12 protein-coding genes are annotated in these 16,058 nt (G+C 58.5%); 11 read left to right on the top strand and 1 reads right to left on the bottom strand.

Going from position 1 to position 16,058, the window contains the following annotated elements:
- Positions 1 to 38 precede the first annotated feature (38 nt).
- The 11 genes from ACFQZG_RS10970 (at position 39) to ftsZ (ending at position 14,440) form a co-directional block, all read left to right on the top strand.
- Positions 39 to 1,964: a stage V sporulation protein D gene (locus ACFQZG_RS10970; RefSeq protein ID WP_378152297.1), complete on the top strand. Its 1,926-nt coding sequence runs from the start codon at positions 39 to 41 to the stop codon at positions 1,962 to 1,964.
- An 83-nt stretch (positions 1,965 to 2,047) separates the two neighbouring features.
- Positions 2,048 to 3,535, top strand: a complete 1,488-nt coding sequence (locus ACFQZG_RS10965; protein WP_378152571.1) for a UDP-N-acetylmuramoyl-L-alanyl-D-glutamate--2,6-diaminopimelate ligase — start codon at positions 2,048 to 2,050, stop codon at positions 3,533 to 3,535.
- Positions 3,535 to 4,938: a UDP-N-acetylmuramoyl-tripeptide--D-alanyl-D-alanine ligase gene (locus tag ACFQZG_RS10960; RefSeq protein WP_378152295.1), complete on the top strand. Its 1,404-nt coding sequence runs from the start codon at positions 3,535 to 3,537 to the stop codon at positions 4,936 to 4,938. The genes ACFQZG_RS10965 and ACFQZG_RS10960 overlap by 1 nt, the downstream gene beginning before the upstream one ends.
- Positions 4,939 to 4,942: 4 nt before the next feature.
- Positions 4,943 to 5,908, top strand: coding sequence for a phospho-N-acetylmuramoyl-pentapeptide-transferase (mraY, locus tag ACFQZG_RS10955; RefSeq protein ID WP_378152293.1), 966 nt, complete (start codon positions 4,943 to 4,945; stop codon positions 5,906 to 5,908).
- Position 5,909: 1 nt separating this feature from the next.
- Positions 5,910 to 7,346, top strand: a complete 1,437-nt coding sequence (murD, locus tag ACFQZG_RS10950; RefSeq protein ID WP_378152292.1) for a UDP-N-acetylmuramoyl-L-alanine--D-glutamate ligase — start codon at positions 5,910 to 5,912, stop codon at positions 7,344 to 7,346.
- 42 nt (positions 7,347 to 7,388) lie between these two features.
- Complete coding sequence (gene spoVE, locus ACFQZG_RS10945) at positions 7,389 to 8,486, top strand: stage V sporulation protein E (protein ID WP_378152290.1); 1,098 nt, start codon at positions 7,389 to 7,391, stop codon at positions 8,484 to 8,486.
- A gap of 219 nt (positions 8,487 to 8,705) precedes the next feature.
- Positions 8,706 to 9,626 (top strand): UDP-N-acetylmuramate dehydrogenase, encoded by a 921-nt coding sequence (gene murB / locus ACFQZG_RS10940; protein WP_378152288.1) that lies wholly within the window; start codon positions 8,706 to 8,708, stop codon positions 9,624 to 9,626.
- A 16-nt stretch (positions 9,627 to 9,642) separates the two neighbouring features.
- Positions 9,643 to 10,917 (top strand): UDP-N-acetylglucosamine 1-carboxyvinyltransferase, encoded by a 1,275-nt coding sequence (gene murA, locus ACFQZG_RS10935; protein WP_378152286.1) that lies wholly within the window; start codon positions 9,643 to 9,645, stop codon positions 10,915 to 10,917.
- Between the two features lie 80 nt (positions 10,918 to 10,997).
- Positions 10,998 to 11,783, top strand: coding sequence for a cell division protein FtsQ/DivIB (locus tag ACFQZG_RS10930; RefSeq protein WP_378152284.1), 786 nt, complete (start codon positions 10,998 to 11,000; stop codon positions 11,781 to 11,783).
- 190 nt (positions 11,784 to 11,973) lie between these two features.
- A complete protein-coding gene (gene ftsA / locus ACFQZG_RS10925) occupies positions 11,974 to 13,215 on the top strand; it encodes a cell division protein FtsA (protein ID WP_378152282.1) in 1,242 nt (413 codons plus the stop codon).
- A gap of 52 nt (positions 13,216 to 13,267) precedes the next feature.
- Positions 13,268 to 14,440: a cell division protein FtsZ gene (gene ftsZ, locus ACFQZG_RS10920; RefSeq protein WP_378152280.1), complete on the top strand. Its 1,173-nt coding sequence runs from the start codon at positions 13,268 to 13,270 to the stop codon at positions 14,438 to 14,440.
- 314 nt (positions 14,441 to 14,754) lie between these two features.
- Here ftsZ and ACFQZG_RS10915 read toward each other — a convergent pair whose 3' ends face one another.
- Complete coding sequence (locus ACFQZG_RS10915; RefSeq protein ID WP_378152278.1) at positions 14,755 to 15,681, bottom strand: transposase; 927 nt, start codon at positions 15,679 to 15,681, stop codon at positions 14,755 to 14,757.
- Positions 15,682 to 16,058: the final 377 nt, after the last annotated feature.

Raw genomic sequence — 16,058 nt, 5'->3', positions numbered from 1 at the left:
CTTGTTCAGACGTCTTGGCGGAGGGGGTTTTTCGTCGCGTGAAAAAAATATCGCAAGTTACCGTGCGCAAGCGGTTGTACGCCGCGTTGATCGTCATTATTATCGGGTTCGGCGCGCTGTTGTTCAGGCTCGGCTACGTGCAGCTATGGATCGGCGGGGAAATTACGAAAAAAGCGGAGGATTCATGGCGCCGCGTCATCGATTATCAGCCGAAGCGCGGGGAGATCTTGGATCGCAACGGCGTTCGGCTCGCCTATAACGTCAGTACGCCGACGGTCATGGCGATTCCCGTGCAGGTGCAGGACGCGCGGGAGACGGCCCGTAAGCTGGCGCAACCGCTCAGCATGTCGGAGGAGCAGTTGTATCGGCTACTTACGAAGCGCTCCAAGCTCGTGGAGTTGAAGCCCGGCGGCCGCAAGATTACGACCGAGAAGGCGCAGCAAATTCGCGACATGCAGCTTCCCGGCATCGTCATCGCGGAAGACAACAGCCGCTACTATCCGTTCGGCACGTTGGCGTCGCACGTGCTCGGCTTCGCCGGCAGCTATAATCAAGGGTTAATGGGGTTGGAGCTGCAATACGACGAACGATTGACGGGAATCTCGGGCGGCGTCAATTACTTGGCGGAGGCGAACGGCAAGGCGATTCCGAACTCCTCGGATACGTTCCTCCCACCGAAGGACGGCTTGACGCTGGAGCTGACGATCGACCAGAAGATCCAGTCGATCCTCGAACGCGAACTCGATCAAGCGGTGCTGCAATACAATCCGAACAGCGCGATTGCGATCGCGATGGATCCGAGCACCGGCGAGATTCTCGCCATGGGCAGCCGCCCGACGTTCGACCCGGGCAAATACCAGGAGTCTAAGCCCGAAGTATATAACCGCAACTTACCGATCTGGATGACGTACGAGCCGGGTTCGACGTTCAAGATCATTACGCTCGCGGCGGCGATCGAGGAAGGCAAGGTCGACCTCGCGCACGAGCACTTCTACGATCCCGGCTACGTCGACGTGGCGGGCGCCAAGCTTCGCTGCTGGAAGAAGGGCGGCCACGGCAGCCAGACGTTCCTCGAGGTCGTCGAGAACTCGTGCAACCCGGGCTTCGTGCTGCTCGGCCAACGCCTCGGCAAAGATATGTTGTTCTCTTATATCAAGGACTTCGGCTTCGGGAAGAAGACGGGCATCGATCTCAAAGGCGAGGAGAACGGGATTCTGTTCAAACCGAGCCAAGTCGGCCCCGTGGAGCTGGCGACGACGTCGTTCGGCCAAGGCGTGTCCGTCACGCCGATCCAGCAGATCGCGGCCGTGTCGGCCGTCATCAACGGCGGAAAGCTGTATAAGCCCTACGTATCCAAGGCATGGATTCAGCCGGACACCGGTATGATCTTAGAGGAAGGTAAGCCGCAGCTCGTAAGACAGGTGATCTCCGAAGAGACGTCCAAGAAGGTGCGGGAGGCGCTCGAGAAAGTCGTCGCGCAAGGAACGGGGCGCAACGCGTTCCTCGACGGCTACCGGGTAGGCGGCAAGACGGGTACGGCGCAGAAGGTCGTGAACGGGCGTTATTCGCCGAACGAGCACATCGTCTCGTTCATCGGTTTCGCGCCCGCGGACGATCCGAAGCTGATCGTCTACGTCGCGATCGACAACCCTCGGGGCATCCAGTTCGGTGGCATCGTCGCGGCGCCGGTCGTCCATAACATCATGGCCGACGCGCTTCCTTATATGGGCATAGAGCCGCGGAAGAAGCAGGTCGAGAAGGAGTTCAAGTACGGGGATACGCCGATCGTCGCCGTTCCGAATCTCGTCGGCAAGACGGTATCGGACATTTACGAGGACATGAACGCGAACTTCCAGCTCGCCGCCTCGGGCAGCGGCAGCACGGTCATTCGCCAAGCGCCGGCGGCCGGAACGAAGCTGGAGCGCGGTTCGGTCATCCGAATCTACTTAGGTCAGGAAAAGTAGCTCATACGCGAATTCGAAAGGAAGCATGACGTTCGCGGGACAAGATCGTCACCGATCATCGGTCGAGGGGAGCTGTGATCATCGTGCGGTTGAACGAGTTGGCAAGTCAATTGTTGATCCGGACCATCGTCGGCAATCCCGCCATAGCGATCACGAGCCTTGCCTCCGATTCCCGAATCGCCCAGCCCGGATGCTTGTTCTTCTGCTTGCCGGGGACGAAGGACGACGGGCATCGGTTCGCGCTGCAGGCGATCGAACGAGGCGCCGCGGCACTCGTGACCGCGCGGCGGCTCGAGCTGGATATCGCGCAGTTGATCGTGCCTGACACGAGGCAGGCGCTTGCGATGCTGGCCGATCACTATTACGGCCGCCCGTCCCACCGGCTAAGGCCGATCGGCGTCACGGGGACGAACGGCAAGACGACGACGACGTACTTGATCGAGCGCATTCTAGCGGACGCGGGCATCTCTCCCGGCGTCATCGGGACGATCGAGACGCGGTACGGCGGGAGGCACTATCCGATGTCGGGAACGACGCCGGACGTCCTCGAATTGCAGGGGATTTTCAAATCGATGGTCGACGCGGGAACGGACAGGTGCGTCATGGAAGTGTCTTCCCACGCGCTCGAGCAAGGAAGGGTGAAGGGGTGCCGGTTCCGTACGGCCGTCTTCACGAATCTGACGCAAGACCATCTCGATTACCACGGCTCGATGGACGCTTACGAGAGAGCGAAGGGCTTGTTCTTCTCTCGGCTCGGCAACGTCTACTTCGACGATCCGAAGCAGCGGACGTACGCCGTCCTGAACGTCGACGACCCTGTAGCGGCGGCGTACGCGAAGCTGACGGCGGCGGAGACGGTCACGTACGGCATCGACAACGAGGCGCAGCTCCGGGCTTCCAGGGTCACGATAGCGGCCGGGGGAACGTCGTTCCAGCTGGATTCGTTCTGGGGCAGCCGGCCGGTGGGCTTGAAGCTCGTCGGCAAGTTCAACGTCTACAACGCGCTGGCCGCCCTGGGGGCGGCTATCTGCGAAGGCATCGACTTGCAGGAGGCGGTGCGCAGTCTGGAGCGCATCGCGGGCGTGCCGGGGCGCGTGGAGCCGGTGAACGCCGGTCAGCCGTTCGCTGTCATCGTCGATTACGCGCACACGCCGGACGGTCTCGAGAACGTGCTGCGGATGGTCAGGGAGCTGACGCACGGTCGCGTCATCTGCGTGTTCGGCTGCGGCGGAGACCGCGACCGCGCGAAGCGGCCGATCATGGGGCGCATAGCGGCGGCGTACGCGGACGCGATCATCGTGACGAGCGACAATCCTCGCACGGAGGATCCGTATCTCATCATCGAACATATCGAATCCGGTCTTCTTGCGGCATCCGTCGCGAAGGAAAAGTACGCGCTGGTGCCCGATCGGCGCGCCGCGATCGAAAAAGCGGTTGAAATGGCAAGCCCCGGCGATGTAGTATTGATTGCGGGGAAAGGACATGAAACCTATCAATTGATCGGCGGCGTCACCTACGATTTCGACGACCGTCTTGTAGCGAAAGAAGCGATAAGGAGTCGAATCAACTAATGCATGCAACGATACGGGAAGTAGCCGATTGGTGCGGAAGCAACGAGATTTCGCGGCTGTCCGGACGCGCGGACGGCATTCATATAACAGGAGTCACGATGGATTCCCGGCGGATCGCGCCGGGATATCTGTTCGTCCCGATCGAGGGCGAGAGAGTGGACGGGCACGATTACATAGAAGCGGCCAGAGAGGCCGGCGCGGTTGCGGCGCTGTGGGAAGCGGCCAGAGCGCTGCCCGAGGGCGATACGGTGCCGCTTATTCTCGTAGACGACGTCGTGGCCGCGCTGCAAGCGTTGGCTTCGGGGTATTTGGCTCACGCGGGCGCGAAGGTCGTCGGCGTGACCGGCAGCAACGGCAAGACGACGACGAAGGATCTGCTCGCCGCGGTGCTCGGAACGGGCTTCCGCGTCCATAAGACGGAAGGCAATTATAATAATCATATCGGACTGCCGCTTACGATTCTAAGCGCGCCGGAAGGCACGGAGCTGTTCGTGTTGGAAATGGGCATGAGCGAGTTCGGAGAGATCGAGCTGCTATCCAAGCTCGCGAAGCCGGACGCCGCCGTTATTACGAATATCGGTGAGTCCCATCTGCTTCAGTTAGGCTCGCGCCGCAACATCGCGCGCGCGAAGCTGGAGATCGCGTCCGGCATGAAGCCGGGCGGCGTTCTCGCGTATTACGGGCAAGAGCCGCTTATTCGGGAAGAGCTCGCCGCGCTAGGCGAGATCGCTATCCGCACAACGACTTACGGCGAGGACGACGGCTGCGACATCGTCTCCGGCGACATCTCCGTTACGGCGGAAGGGACCGCGTTCAACGTGCAAGACGCTCAGGGCATCCGGTTCGAGCTCCCGATTCCGGGCAGGCATAATGCCGTCAACGCGTTGGCGGCGATTGCGATCGGCCGCGCGTTCGGACTGTCCGACGAGCAGATCGCGCGAGGCTTGAAGACGGTCAAGCTGACGAGCATGCGCATCGAGCGCGGCGAAGCGAACAACGGCGCCGTCGTCCTTAACGACGCGTATAACGCGAGTCCGACGTCCGTCAAAGCCGCGATCGATCTCGTCGCGCAACTGTCCGGATACGCCGCGAAATGGATCGTGCTCGGCGACATGCTCGAGCTCGGGCCGGACGAAGCCGCGTTCCATGCGGAAATCGGCGCATACTTAAACCAGGACAAAACCGACCGCGTGCTGCTCTACGGCCCGCTGTCGTCCCATACGTACGAAGCGGCCAAGCGTAACTTCGAGCCGGGAAGCGCGCTTTATTTTACCGACAAGAACGAACTGATCGAACGGCTGACGGCCGAGCTCGGACCGCAAGACTTGGCGCTCGTCAAAGCTTCCCGCGGCATGAGAATGGAAGAGGTCGTCGTTGCGCTGCAGAAAGGGGACAGGGGGTAACCGCATGGACTATACATCGATCTTCTGGACGTTAGGCGTATCCTTCTTGCTCGCGGTGCTCATCGGGCCGCTGTTCATCCCGCTTCTGCGGAGGCTTAAATTCGGTCAACAGGTCAGAGACGACGGACCGCAATCTCACTTGAAGAAAACAGGGACGCCGACGATGGGCGGCATCATCATCTTGATCGCGTTGACGCTCGCGTTCCTGAAGTTCGCGGATCCGGGCAAGCCATACTGGGCGCTTCTCGTCGCGTGTCTCGGCTTCGGCTTGGTCGGATTCCTGGACGATTACATCAAAATCGCGTTCAAACGCTCGCTCGGCTTGACCGCTAGACAAAAACTGTTCGGCCAGCTCTTGTTCTCGATTATATTCTGCGTTCAGCTCCACCAGATGGACCATAACACGTCGATCGGCTTCCCGGGAGCGGATTGGTCCCTCGAGCTGGGCTGGGGCTATTACGTCCTCGTCGTCGTCATGTTCTTCGCCGCCAGCAACGCCGTGAACTTCACGGACGGACTTGACGGATTGTTATCCGGGACAAGCGCGCTTGCGTTCGGCGCGTTCGCGATCATCGCGGTCGAGGCGACGCAGCCGCAAGCCGCCGTGTTCTGCGCAGCGACGGTCGGCGCGGTTCTCGGCTTCCTCGTCTTCAACAAGCACCCGGCGAAGATCTTCATGGGCGACACCGGCTCGCTCGGCTTGGGCGGCGGCATCGCGGCGGTCGCGATCCTGACGAAGACCGAGCTGCTGCTCCTCATTATCGGCGGCGTATTTGTAATCGAGATGTTATCGGTTATTATTCAAGTAGCGTCGTTTAAAACGCGCGGGAAACGGGTATTTAAAATGAGCCCGATCCATCACCATTTCGAACTGTCCGGCTGGTCCGAGTGGCGCATCGTGACGACGTTCTGGTTCGTCGGACTGCTGCTTGCGGGCTTAGGCCTGATTCTGTATAAGGGGCTATCGTGATATGAAGGAACTATCGAGCTACCGGGGGCGCAATGTCGTCGTCCTCGGCTTGGCGAGAAGCGGCGTGGCCGCCGCCAAGCTGTTTCACGGCATCGGCGCGGAAGTCGTCGTCAACGATCGCAAAGAGCGCGAGCAATGTCCCGAAGCCGACGAATTGACGGCTTTGGGCATTTCTGTTGTGTGCGGCGGCCACCCGCCGGGGCTCGTTAACGAGAATACGGCGCTGCTCGTTAAGAATCCGGGCATCCCGTACACGGCGGAGCCCGTCGCCGTCGCGCAGCGGCTCGGCGTGGAAGTGGTGAGCGAGGTCGAGGTGGCCGGGCAGCTGTCGCCCGCGCCGATCATCGGCATTACCGGCTCCAACGGCAAGACGACGACGACGACGCTGACCGGCGTGCTGCTAGAGGCCGCGGGCCTTAAGCCGCTCGTCGCCGGCAACATCGGGCGTCCGCTTAGCGACGCGGTGCGCGAGGTCGATCCGACCGGCTGGCTCGTCGCGGAGCTTAGCAGCTTTCAGTTGAAGGGGACGTCGGACTTCCGTCCGCGTATCGCTTGCTTGCTGAACGTCGCGGAGACGCACCTCGATTATCACGGCGACATGGAGGATTATGTCGGCTCGAAGTCGAAGTTGTTCGATAACCAGACGCCGGAAGACATCGCGATCTTCAACGCGGACGACGAGACGTGCGTCCGTCTTGCGGAGAAGATCAACGCGCGCCATGTTCCGTTCTCTATCACGCGGCGGCTGCCAGTCGGCGTATCGGTAGAACCGCCTTACGCTGCCACTAAGCCCGGCGCGGAAGGCGAGACCGAAGCCGAGCGCTGGATCGTGAGCCGAACGGAAGGCGGCGCCGAGGAGCGGATCATTCGCGTCGACGAGCTCGGCATTCCAGGCCGGCACAATACGGCGAACGCGCTCGCCGCGATCGCCATCGCGCTGTCCGCGGGCGCGAAGCCGGAGCTGCTCGTGCAGGCGCTGAAGGACTTCCGCGGCGTCGAGCATCGGTTGGAATTCGTCGGCACGATCCGCGGCGTCAAATACTATAACGATTCGAAGGCGACGAACCCGATGGCGTCGACGATGTCCATTCTGTCGTTGCCGTCGCCGCTCATTCTGATTGCGGGCGGTCTGGACAGAGGCTCCGACTATATGGAGCTCGTTCCGGTGTTCCGCGACCGGCTCAAGGGTCTCGTCGCGATCGGCGAGACGAGGGAGAAGCTCGGGCGCGTGGCGGAGCTGGCCGGTTTAGACGCGGTGAAACTCGTCGAACCTATGGATGACGCCGAAAGCACCGTTCGCCGCGCCGTGGAAGAGGCGGCCGCGATGGCCGCGCCCGGAGACATCGTTCTTCTGTCGCCGGCTTGCGCGAGTTGGGATATGTTCCCTTCGTACGAGACGAGAGGTCGCATGTTTAAGCAATCGGCGCATACGTTGTAGAAGGGGGCTTGTCCCTACTTCTGCTCTCGAGGTGTCCGGTTCATGGCCAAAACCCGTTCCGTTCCCGACCTGTGGATGATCGCCGCGATAATCGGCATATTGGCCATCGGCGTCGTCATGGTGTACAGCGCTAGCGCCGTCGCCGCATTCCACGACTACGGGGACGCATTCTATTACGTCAAACGACAGCTGCTGTTCGCCGTGCTCGGCGTAGCGGCGATGTTCGTCACGATGAACGTGGAATATACGACGTGGCGCAAGTATGCGGTGCCCGCCGTGCTGCTCTGCTTCGCTCTGTTGATCGTCGTGCTCATTCCCGGTCTCGGCGTCGTCCGCGGGGGAGCGCGAAGCTGGCTCGGCATCGGCTCGTTCGGCATTCAGCCTTCGGAGTTCATGAAGCTGGCGATGATCCTGTTCCTGGCCAAGCTGCTCTCCGAGCGGCAAAATCAGATTCAAAGGTTCTCGACGGGCTTGCTGCCGCCGCTCGGCATCATGGGTCTTGCGTTCGGACTCATCATGCTGCAGCCCGACCTGGGAACCGGGGCGGTCATGATCGGCGCGTCGCTGCTCGTCATCTACGTGGCGGGCGCGAGACTCGCCCACTTGGGCGGACTCGCCCTCGTCGGCGTCTTCGGGCTCGTCGGCTTGATCGCCGCGGCGCCTTACCGGCTGCAGCGGATTACCGCCTTCCTTGACCCTTGGCAAGACCCGCTCGGTGCCGGCTATCAATCGATCCAGTCGCTGTACGCCATCGGCCCCGGAGGGCTTGTAGGGCTTGGACTGGGCATGAGCCGGCAGAAGTACAATTACTTGCCGGAGCCGCAAACCGACTTTATCTTCTCGATTATCGCCGAGGAACTCGGCTTCATCGGCGGCATGCTGCTCCTGCTCTTGTTCCTGATGCTGATCTGGCGGGGGATGAGAACGGCGATCACGATTACGGACCCGTACGGAAGTTTGCTGGCTTCGGGCATCGTCGGCATTATCGCGGTGCAGGTGCTGATCAATATCGGCGTCGTGATCGGCATGATGCCGGTCACCGGCATTACGCTGCCGCTCGTGAGCTACGGGGGTTCCTCGTTGACGCTGCTGTTGACGGCTCTCGGAATTTTACTCAATCTGTCTCGTTACGCGAGATGACAGACTTCGCGGCGCCCCGCGCGGGCGCTTCTTTTATTGCCGAATAACCGGATGATCCGGACTACATAGCGCGCGGCCGACGGGGCGCCGTATAGGCGATTGTCACCACCCTTGGCGACCTGTCATAAGATACAGCGTGATCGTGACAGCCGAATGCAAGGCGCCGGTATCTATCGTCAGCGGCACAACCCTCGAAGGACGCGCAAGGAGGAAGCAATGATGCAGCAGTTGATCTCGAAGCAGTTGATCTCGGAGCTGGAAGAAGCTCAAATCGGCCGCGTGCGAGCGGACGAACCGCTTGCCAAATACACGACTTGGGAAATCGGCGGGCCCGCCGATCTGCTTCTGATCCCCGACAACGAAGAGCAGCTGTCTCGCGCGCTTGCGCTGCTGCACCGTCATGGCGTGCCCTGGTGCGTACTCGGCCGGGGCTCCAATACACTCGTGTCCGACAAGGGGGTTCGCGGAGCCGTCATTAAGCTTGGAGAAGGCTTCGACGAAGTGCAATTCGATGGGAATACGGTGACTGCAGGCGCTTCGTATTCCTTCATCAAGCTGTCGGTGGTAGTCGGCAAGGAAGGGCTGACCGGGCTGGAATTCGCGGGAGGAATTCCCGGGACGGTCGGCGGTGCCGTCTACATGAACGCCGGCGCGCATCATTCGGATATTTCGCGTATCTTACAGTCAGCCGACATCATCTGGGAAGACGGAAGTCGGTCCGTGCTAGGGAACGAGGAGATGGGCTTCTCTTACCGCCACTCCATTCTGCACGAGAAGCGCGGCATCGTCGCGCGGGCCGTATTCGGCCTGCAGAACGGGGATCGCAAGGAGATCGCCGCGGCGATGGCGAGCTACAAAGACCGCCGCCGCCGGACGCAACCGCTTCAGATGGCTTGCGCGGGTAGCGTGTTCCGCAACCCGCCGGGCGATTTCGCGGCGAGGTTGATCGAGGCGGCGGGTCTGAAGGGCTTGCGCGAAGGCGCGGCGGAAGTGTCCCAAGTGCACGCCAATTTCATCGTCAACCACGGTGGTGCGAGGGCTGAGGACGTCCTCACCCTAATGAGCCGGGTTCAAGCGATAATCGAACAACAAGACGGAATAAAGCTAGTGCCGGAGGTTCTCTTGATGGGTGAGCGGTAACCCGGAGGTGAAACCATTGGACAATCTGGTGATTGAAGGCGGTCAGCCGCTTTCGGGCACCATTCGTATCCATGGAGCCAAAAACGCCGCACTGCCGATTTTGGCTGCCAGCTTGCTCGCGGAAGGCAAAGTGACGATCCGCAACGTTCCCAGACTGCTCGACATCGAAGTGATGCTGGACATTTTGCGGGATATCGGGTGCAAGGCCCGGCATGAGGATACGGTGGTGACCGTAGAGCCGGCGGCCGCAACATCCTCTCACATTCCGGAGACGTTGATGCGGAAAATGCGATCTTCGGTATTCCTGATGGGGCCGCTTCTCGCCAGGTTCGGCGAGGTACAGCTCTATCAGCCCGGAGGTTGCGCCATCGGCGAACGAAAGATCGATTTGCACTTGCGGGGTCTAGCGGCGCTTGGCGCCAGTATACGAGAGAAGGGCAGTCGCATCGTCTGCACGGCCCGCAAGCTGACGGGAGCGGAAATCATTCTGGATTTCCCGAGCGTCGGCGCGACCGAGAACATCATGATGGCGGCCGTGCTGGCCCAAGGCCGGACGACGATCGTCGGCGCTGCGAGAGAACCGGAAATACAAGACTTGCAGCAATTTTTGAACGAGATGGGCGCCAAAGTCTCGGGAGCCGGAACCGATATCATTACCATCGACGGCGTGCAGTCACTTGACGGCTGCGACTACGAGGTCATTCCCGACCGGATCGTGTCGGGTACCGTTATGGTCGCCGCGGCGGCGACGCGCGGAGAAGTGACGCTGCGGAATACGCGGCCGGAACATCTGACGTCGCTCATCCACGCTCTGAGGCGCGCCGGTGTTCAAATCGATATCGGCAATGATATAATGAAAGTCGGCGCTTCAGGCCGCCCTAAGGCGGTAGAGCGCATTGTCACGTCGCCTTACCCGGCTTTTCCGACGGACCTACAGGCGCAAGTGATGACCTTGCTCTCTCTGTCGGACGGCGTAAGCGTCATGAAAGAGACGATATTCGAGGGGCGCTTCAAGCATGTGGAGGAGCTATGCCGCATGGGCGCCGACATTCGCGTCGACCTGAACAACGCGTTCATTCGCGGCGTGCCGCAGCTATACGGCGCGAACGTAGAAGCGACCGACCTTCGGGCGGGAGCGGCGCTCGTCATCGCCGGCTTGGCCGCGCAAGGGCGTACGGTCGTCGAGCAAGTACATCATATCGATCGGGGCTACGACCGGATCGAAGAGATGTTCCGGCTCATCGGCGGCAATATCGTCAGGGAGCTTAACTCTAGCAAAGTGTACAGTTAATAGGGCGTTCCCCGCCGAAGCGGCAACGGTGCGGCGGGGGAGCTTTTTTGTTACGAACGGATCAAGTGGGGTGACGAACGATGGCCGAGCGAATTCCTGCGCTGAAGCAGGAAGGGGAGAAGCGGACAAGCCGGGGGAAAAGAGTATTGCTGACGATCGTTTACGCGCTTGTCGTCATCATTCTGGTCGTATTGTTCTTCCGTTCTTCCTTGTCGAAATTTTCGGATATTCAGGTGTCAGGCACCTCCTATCTCAGCGAAGATGAAGTCATGCAGGCGCTCGGCGTGAAAGCGGGCGATTCATTCTTCTTCCCGAAGGCTAGCGATCTGCGCGCTCGCGTCAAGAAGCTCGAGCCGGTGCAGTCGGTCGTGATCGCCAAGAAGTTTCCCGGCGTGCTGCGGGTGACGGTAACCGAGCATCCCGAGGTGGCCGTTCAGCTGTCCTCGGACGGCCAAGTGTTCTCTGTGCTCGCGAACGGTCTTATCTTGCCGCTGCGCGAAGGCAAGCTGCCGGACAAGCCGATCTTGTCCGGATGGCAGCCGCAAGACCCGAATCTCATCGCCCTTTGTCGGATTTTGAGCAGCTTGACGCCGCATTTGTTGTCGGATCTTTCCGAAATCCATCCCGATCCTTCGACCGCTTACGCCGATCGAATCAAGCTGTTTACCCGCTCGAGATTCGAGATCGTGACCACCGTCAGCAAGCTGCCTGACAAAATTTCCTATTTGAGCGACATTGTACAAAACCGCGAACCCGGCAAGGTCGTCATGCTGGAGGCGGACAGATATTTGCCCTATTCGGCACAAAATGCAAACAATCAGAGCCAACAATCCGATAATATTAAGGAAAAGGACTCTACTCAATAATCAAAAAGAATGCTAGAATTTCATTTATGGGTAAAGAGGGAATTATCGTAAATGGACAATTTCGTACCCTTGACGAATAATCAAAAAAAATGTTGAAAAAAGAGGGAAAACCTCGCGGATGTGGAATATGTAGTAGGAAGCATCCCTAGTATGCAGCTATTTTTCATCGATCTACGGGAGGTGCCACCGGTTGAGCAACAATGACCTCATCGTCAGCCTGGATATAGGAACGTCGAAGATCCGGGTGATTATCGGGGAGATCAGCAACGGGGCCATTAACATCATTGGCGTAGGATCCGCGGATTCCGATGGAATTCGTAAGGGAGCCATTGTAGATATTGACCAAACCGTGCAATCCATCCGTAATGCCGTCGATCATGCCGAGCGCATGGTCGGTATCGGAATAAGCGAGGTTTATGTCGGGATTGCGGGCAATCATATTGCTCTCCAGAGCAATCACGGCGTCGTAGCCGTCTCCAACGAAGACCGGGAGATCGGCGAGGAAGACATCGAACGGGTATTGCAAGCGGCTAAAGTCGTCGCGTTGCCTCCTGAACGGGAAATCATCGGCCTCGTGCCGAAGCAGTATTTGGTCGACGGTCTGTCGGGGATTCAAGACCCCCGCGGCATGATCGGCGTTCGCCTCGAAGTGGAATGCACGATCATTACCGGTACCAAAGCAGCGATACATAACCTGATGAGATGCGTGGAGAAGGCCGGACTGCGTATTTCCGGCGTTATCCTAATGTCTCTGGCTTCGGGTATGATGGCGCTGACCAAGGACGAGAAGATGATGGGCACGGTGCTGGCGGACGTCGGAGCCGGAGCGACGACGCTCGCGATCTTCGAAGGCGGAAGCCTTGCCGCCGTATCCACGCTGCCTATCGGCGGGGATTACGTGACGAGCGATATTTGCTACGGACTCAAAACCCAAACCGAGCATGCCGAGAAGATTAAGCTGAAGTATGGCTGCGCGCGCGTCGATGATGCCGCGGAAGACCAGAAATTCAAGGTTATGCGGGTCGGCAGCAACATGGAGAAGGAATTCTCCCAGCTCGATCTCGCGAACATTATCGAGCCTCGCATGCAAGAGATTTTCCAAATGATCCGCCAAGAAGTGAAACGTCTCGGTTATCTCGACAAGATCAACGGGTATGTGCTAACGGGCGGTTCCGTATCGTTGCCGAGCGTTCTTCCGCTCGCTCAGTCCGAGCTCGAGTCCAACGTGAGAGTCGCCGTTCCCGATTACATCGGGGTCAGGGATCCGTCCTTCAGCAGCGGCGTCGGCATGATTCAATATGTAAGCAAACATGTTCGCGCGCGCGGTGCGACAAGCGCGAAGCGTCCTAGCAAATCGAAATCGACCGGAAGCAGCGAATCCAAACCAGGAATCGTTCAATGGTTCAAGAACATGTTCAAGGAATTTATATAAGCCGCCGCTTACGAGGAACCATTCGGAACGGAGCGAGGAGGAGTTAGAATATATGTTGGAATTTGATTTTGAAATGGAACCGCTCGCTAAGATTAAAGTCATCGGGGTAGGTGGCGGCGGAAGCAATGCCGTAAATCGAATGATCGAGACCGGAGTCAAGGGTGTCGAATTCATTACCGTAAATACAGATGCGCAAGCTTTGCACCTGACGAAGTCGGAGCAGAAGCTGCAGATCGGGGACAAGCTGACTCGCGGATTGGGTGCAGGCGCGAATCCGGAAGTGGGCAAGAAAGCGGCCGAAGAATCCCGCGAGTTCATCACGACCACGTTGAAGAGCGCGGATATGGTATTCGTGACCGCCGGCATGGGCGGCGGCACGGGTACGGGCGCAGCGCCAGTTATCGCCGAGTTGGCTAAGGAATGCGGCGCGCTTACCGTCGGCGTCGTAACCCGTCCGTTCACCTTCGAGGGCCGCAAACGCTCTACGCAAGCGGATCTAGGCATCGAAGCGTTGAAGGAAAAGGTCGATACGCTGATCGTTATCCCCAACGACCGCCTGCTCGAGATCGTCGACAAGAAGACGCCGATGGTCGAAGCGTTCCGCGAAGCGGACAACGTTCTTCGCCAAGCGGTACAAGGGATTTCCGATCTGATCGCCGTACCTGGCTTGATCAACCTTGACTTCGCCGACGTGAAGACGATCATGACGGAGCGCGGCTCCGCCTTGATGGGCATCGGAACCGCAACGGGCGAGAACCGCGCGATGGACGCGGCGCGCAAAGCGATCCAAAGCCCGCTGCTCGAGACTTCTATCGAAGGCGCTCGCGGCATCATCATGAACATTACGGGTGGCTCTAACCTCTCGCTATTCGAGGTTAACGAAGCGGCCGAGATCGTAATCTCCGCTTCGGATCCGGAAGTGAACATGATCTTCGGCGCAAGCATCGACGACAACATGAAGGACGAGATCAAAGTAACGGTTATCGCGACCGGCTTCGAACACCGCAACGCGGCTCGTCGTCCTTCACCGGGCATTCCGCAACAACAGCATCAACCGCAGCACCACCATCAACAACCGTCTCACCACTCCGCGGCGGCCGAACCAACGACGAACGCCAGCGAGAACCGTACTTCCTCGGGTAACCTTCGTCCGTTCAATTCGCAGAATTTGACGAGCGACCAGCTCGACATTCCGGCGTTCCTTCGCAATCGCCGCGATCGTTAATCGATCGCCCTCATGTAGCTCCGATCCCGCCAAGAGGGGGTCGGGGCTTTTGTTTTTCTCCTTTGTGTCGATATCCCCTTCGCTCAGGCGAGCACAATTGCTTGTTGATTTTTACTCCTCAAGCTCAAGTCTTCGCGTATGCACGCTCCATCTTCTTTGTTACGATATCCCCGTCGCTCAGTGAAAATTCCCAGTGATGATTCAATTGGGTGACTAAACCGTGATTCTTCTTATCGAAACAAGCCCGCAATGGGGCATTCCCAACACCATTATCCCAATCGTTCAGAATAGACTCGTATGAGCTCAGACGCTTCTTACACCGCAATTGAAGTCGAGACGTGTTTTGTTCTCGTTGGCCGTACGGAACGTCGATCTTTCAATCCAATTAATGTCGGGTAATCGATACCGGTTCTACGAACGCAATCCTGCAGCAGCACAAGTGCTAGAGTGGATGAATTGCCGGAGCGATTCTCGATATAGCAATAATGTTCGAGATACACTTGCAAGTGCTTCGTGCCGATTCCGCGGAACGTTCGCGCAAGCCATCTCTCCGCGTTCAAGGAAATCCGTTTCAGTTCGCGATTAGGTTTGCTGAAATAACGTTCTTGAACGATCGCATGCGGAAAAGATTCGGGTTCGACCACTGACCGAACGAATGCGGAGTCATCTGGAGAGTCGATATGATCTTTTCGCAATTGGCGAGGAGAGATGCGGAGTTTGATTCGCGTAATATCCCCGTTCTCGTTCTCCATCGATGCGACGAACACTGGCTGTTCGACATCCATATAGTTACGCGGAAAACCGATTACTTTGTACATGAGCGCATCGGACACGCGTACGATCCCGCCGAGCAGCGTTTCGGCTTCCGCCTGGCTCATGGCATAGCGAAGCTTATGGCAGATCAACCAGGCTGTTTTGTATGTTACTCCGATCGCTTTGGAGAGTTGCAGCGCATTGATTCCGCCGGGCTGCGAATGAAGATAGATCGCTTTGAACCAAGAGGTAAGCGGCGTTCGGGAGCCGCGAAAGCAGGTGTCGGAAATCAGAGAAGTCTGCTTGCCGCAGCGGACGCATTCATACAGGGGAAGCCGGCGAGTATGAATCGTAAAACATTGCGGATGGGAACATTTCGGGCAACGAAAGCCTTCCGGCCATTTGACGTTGTGCAGCGCCTGAATGCAGAGTTCCTCCGAATTCAACAGGCTGTCGATTGCTTCGAATGTAGTATCCAGAACGCTCACCACCAATCGGAAAGGAACAAATGTTCTTATTTTATTATAACGAACATTTGTTCTGTTTACAAGAATTTTTTAGAAATATTTGTTATGTAATCTGGCTGAGCGAACGGGATATAGAGTGATTTCCAATAGCATGTTGGTGCTGAGCGAGCGGGATATTGCTGAAGTTTTGCTTGGACGGTTGATGACTGAGCGAAGGGGATATCGGCTTAAAAGGAGGCGGATAGGAACCATGCATCTCAACCGATCCGCCTCCTACTCGACCGGGAAAAAGGTAGCGAAACGAAGCGAATTTACCCGGACAAAAGCACAATTCAGCCTGAACGAAAGGGATACCGACGTCGACAAAAAAAGGCTAGAAAGGCCGGCAAGATTAGACA

It is taken from the genome of Cohnella sp. GCM10027633 (genome assembly GCF_042675445.1).
Lineage (GTDB): Bacteria > Bacillota > Bacilli > Paenibacillales > Paenibacillaceae > Cohnella.
The sequence above is the reverse complement of the archived record's forward strand: the minus strand, read 5'-3'. Positions and strand labels throughout refer to the sequence as shown.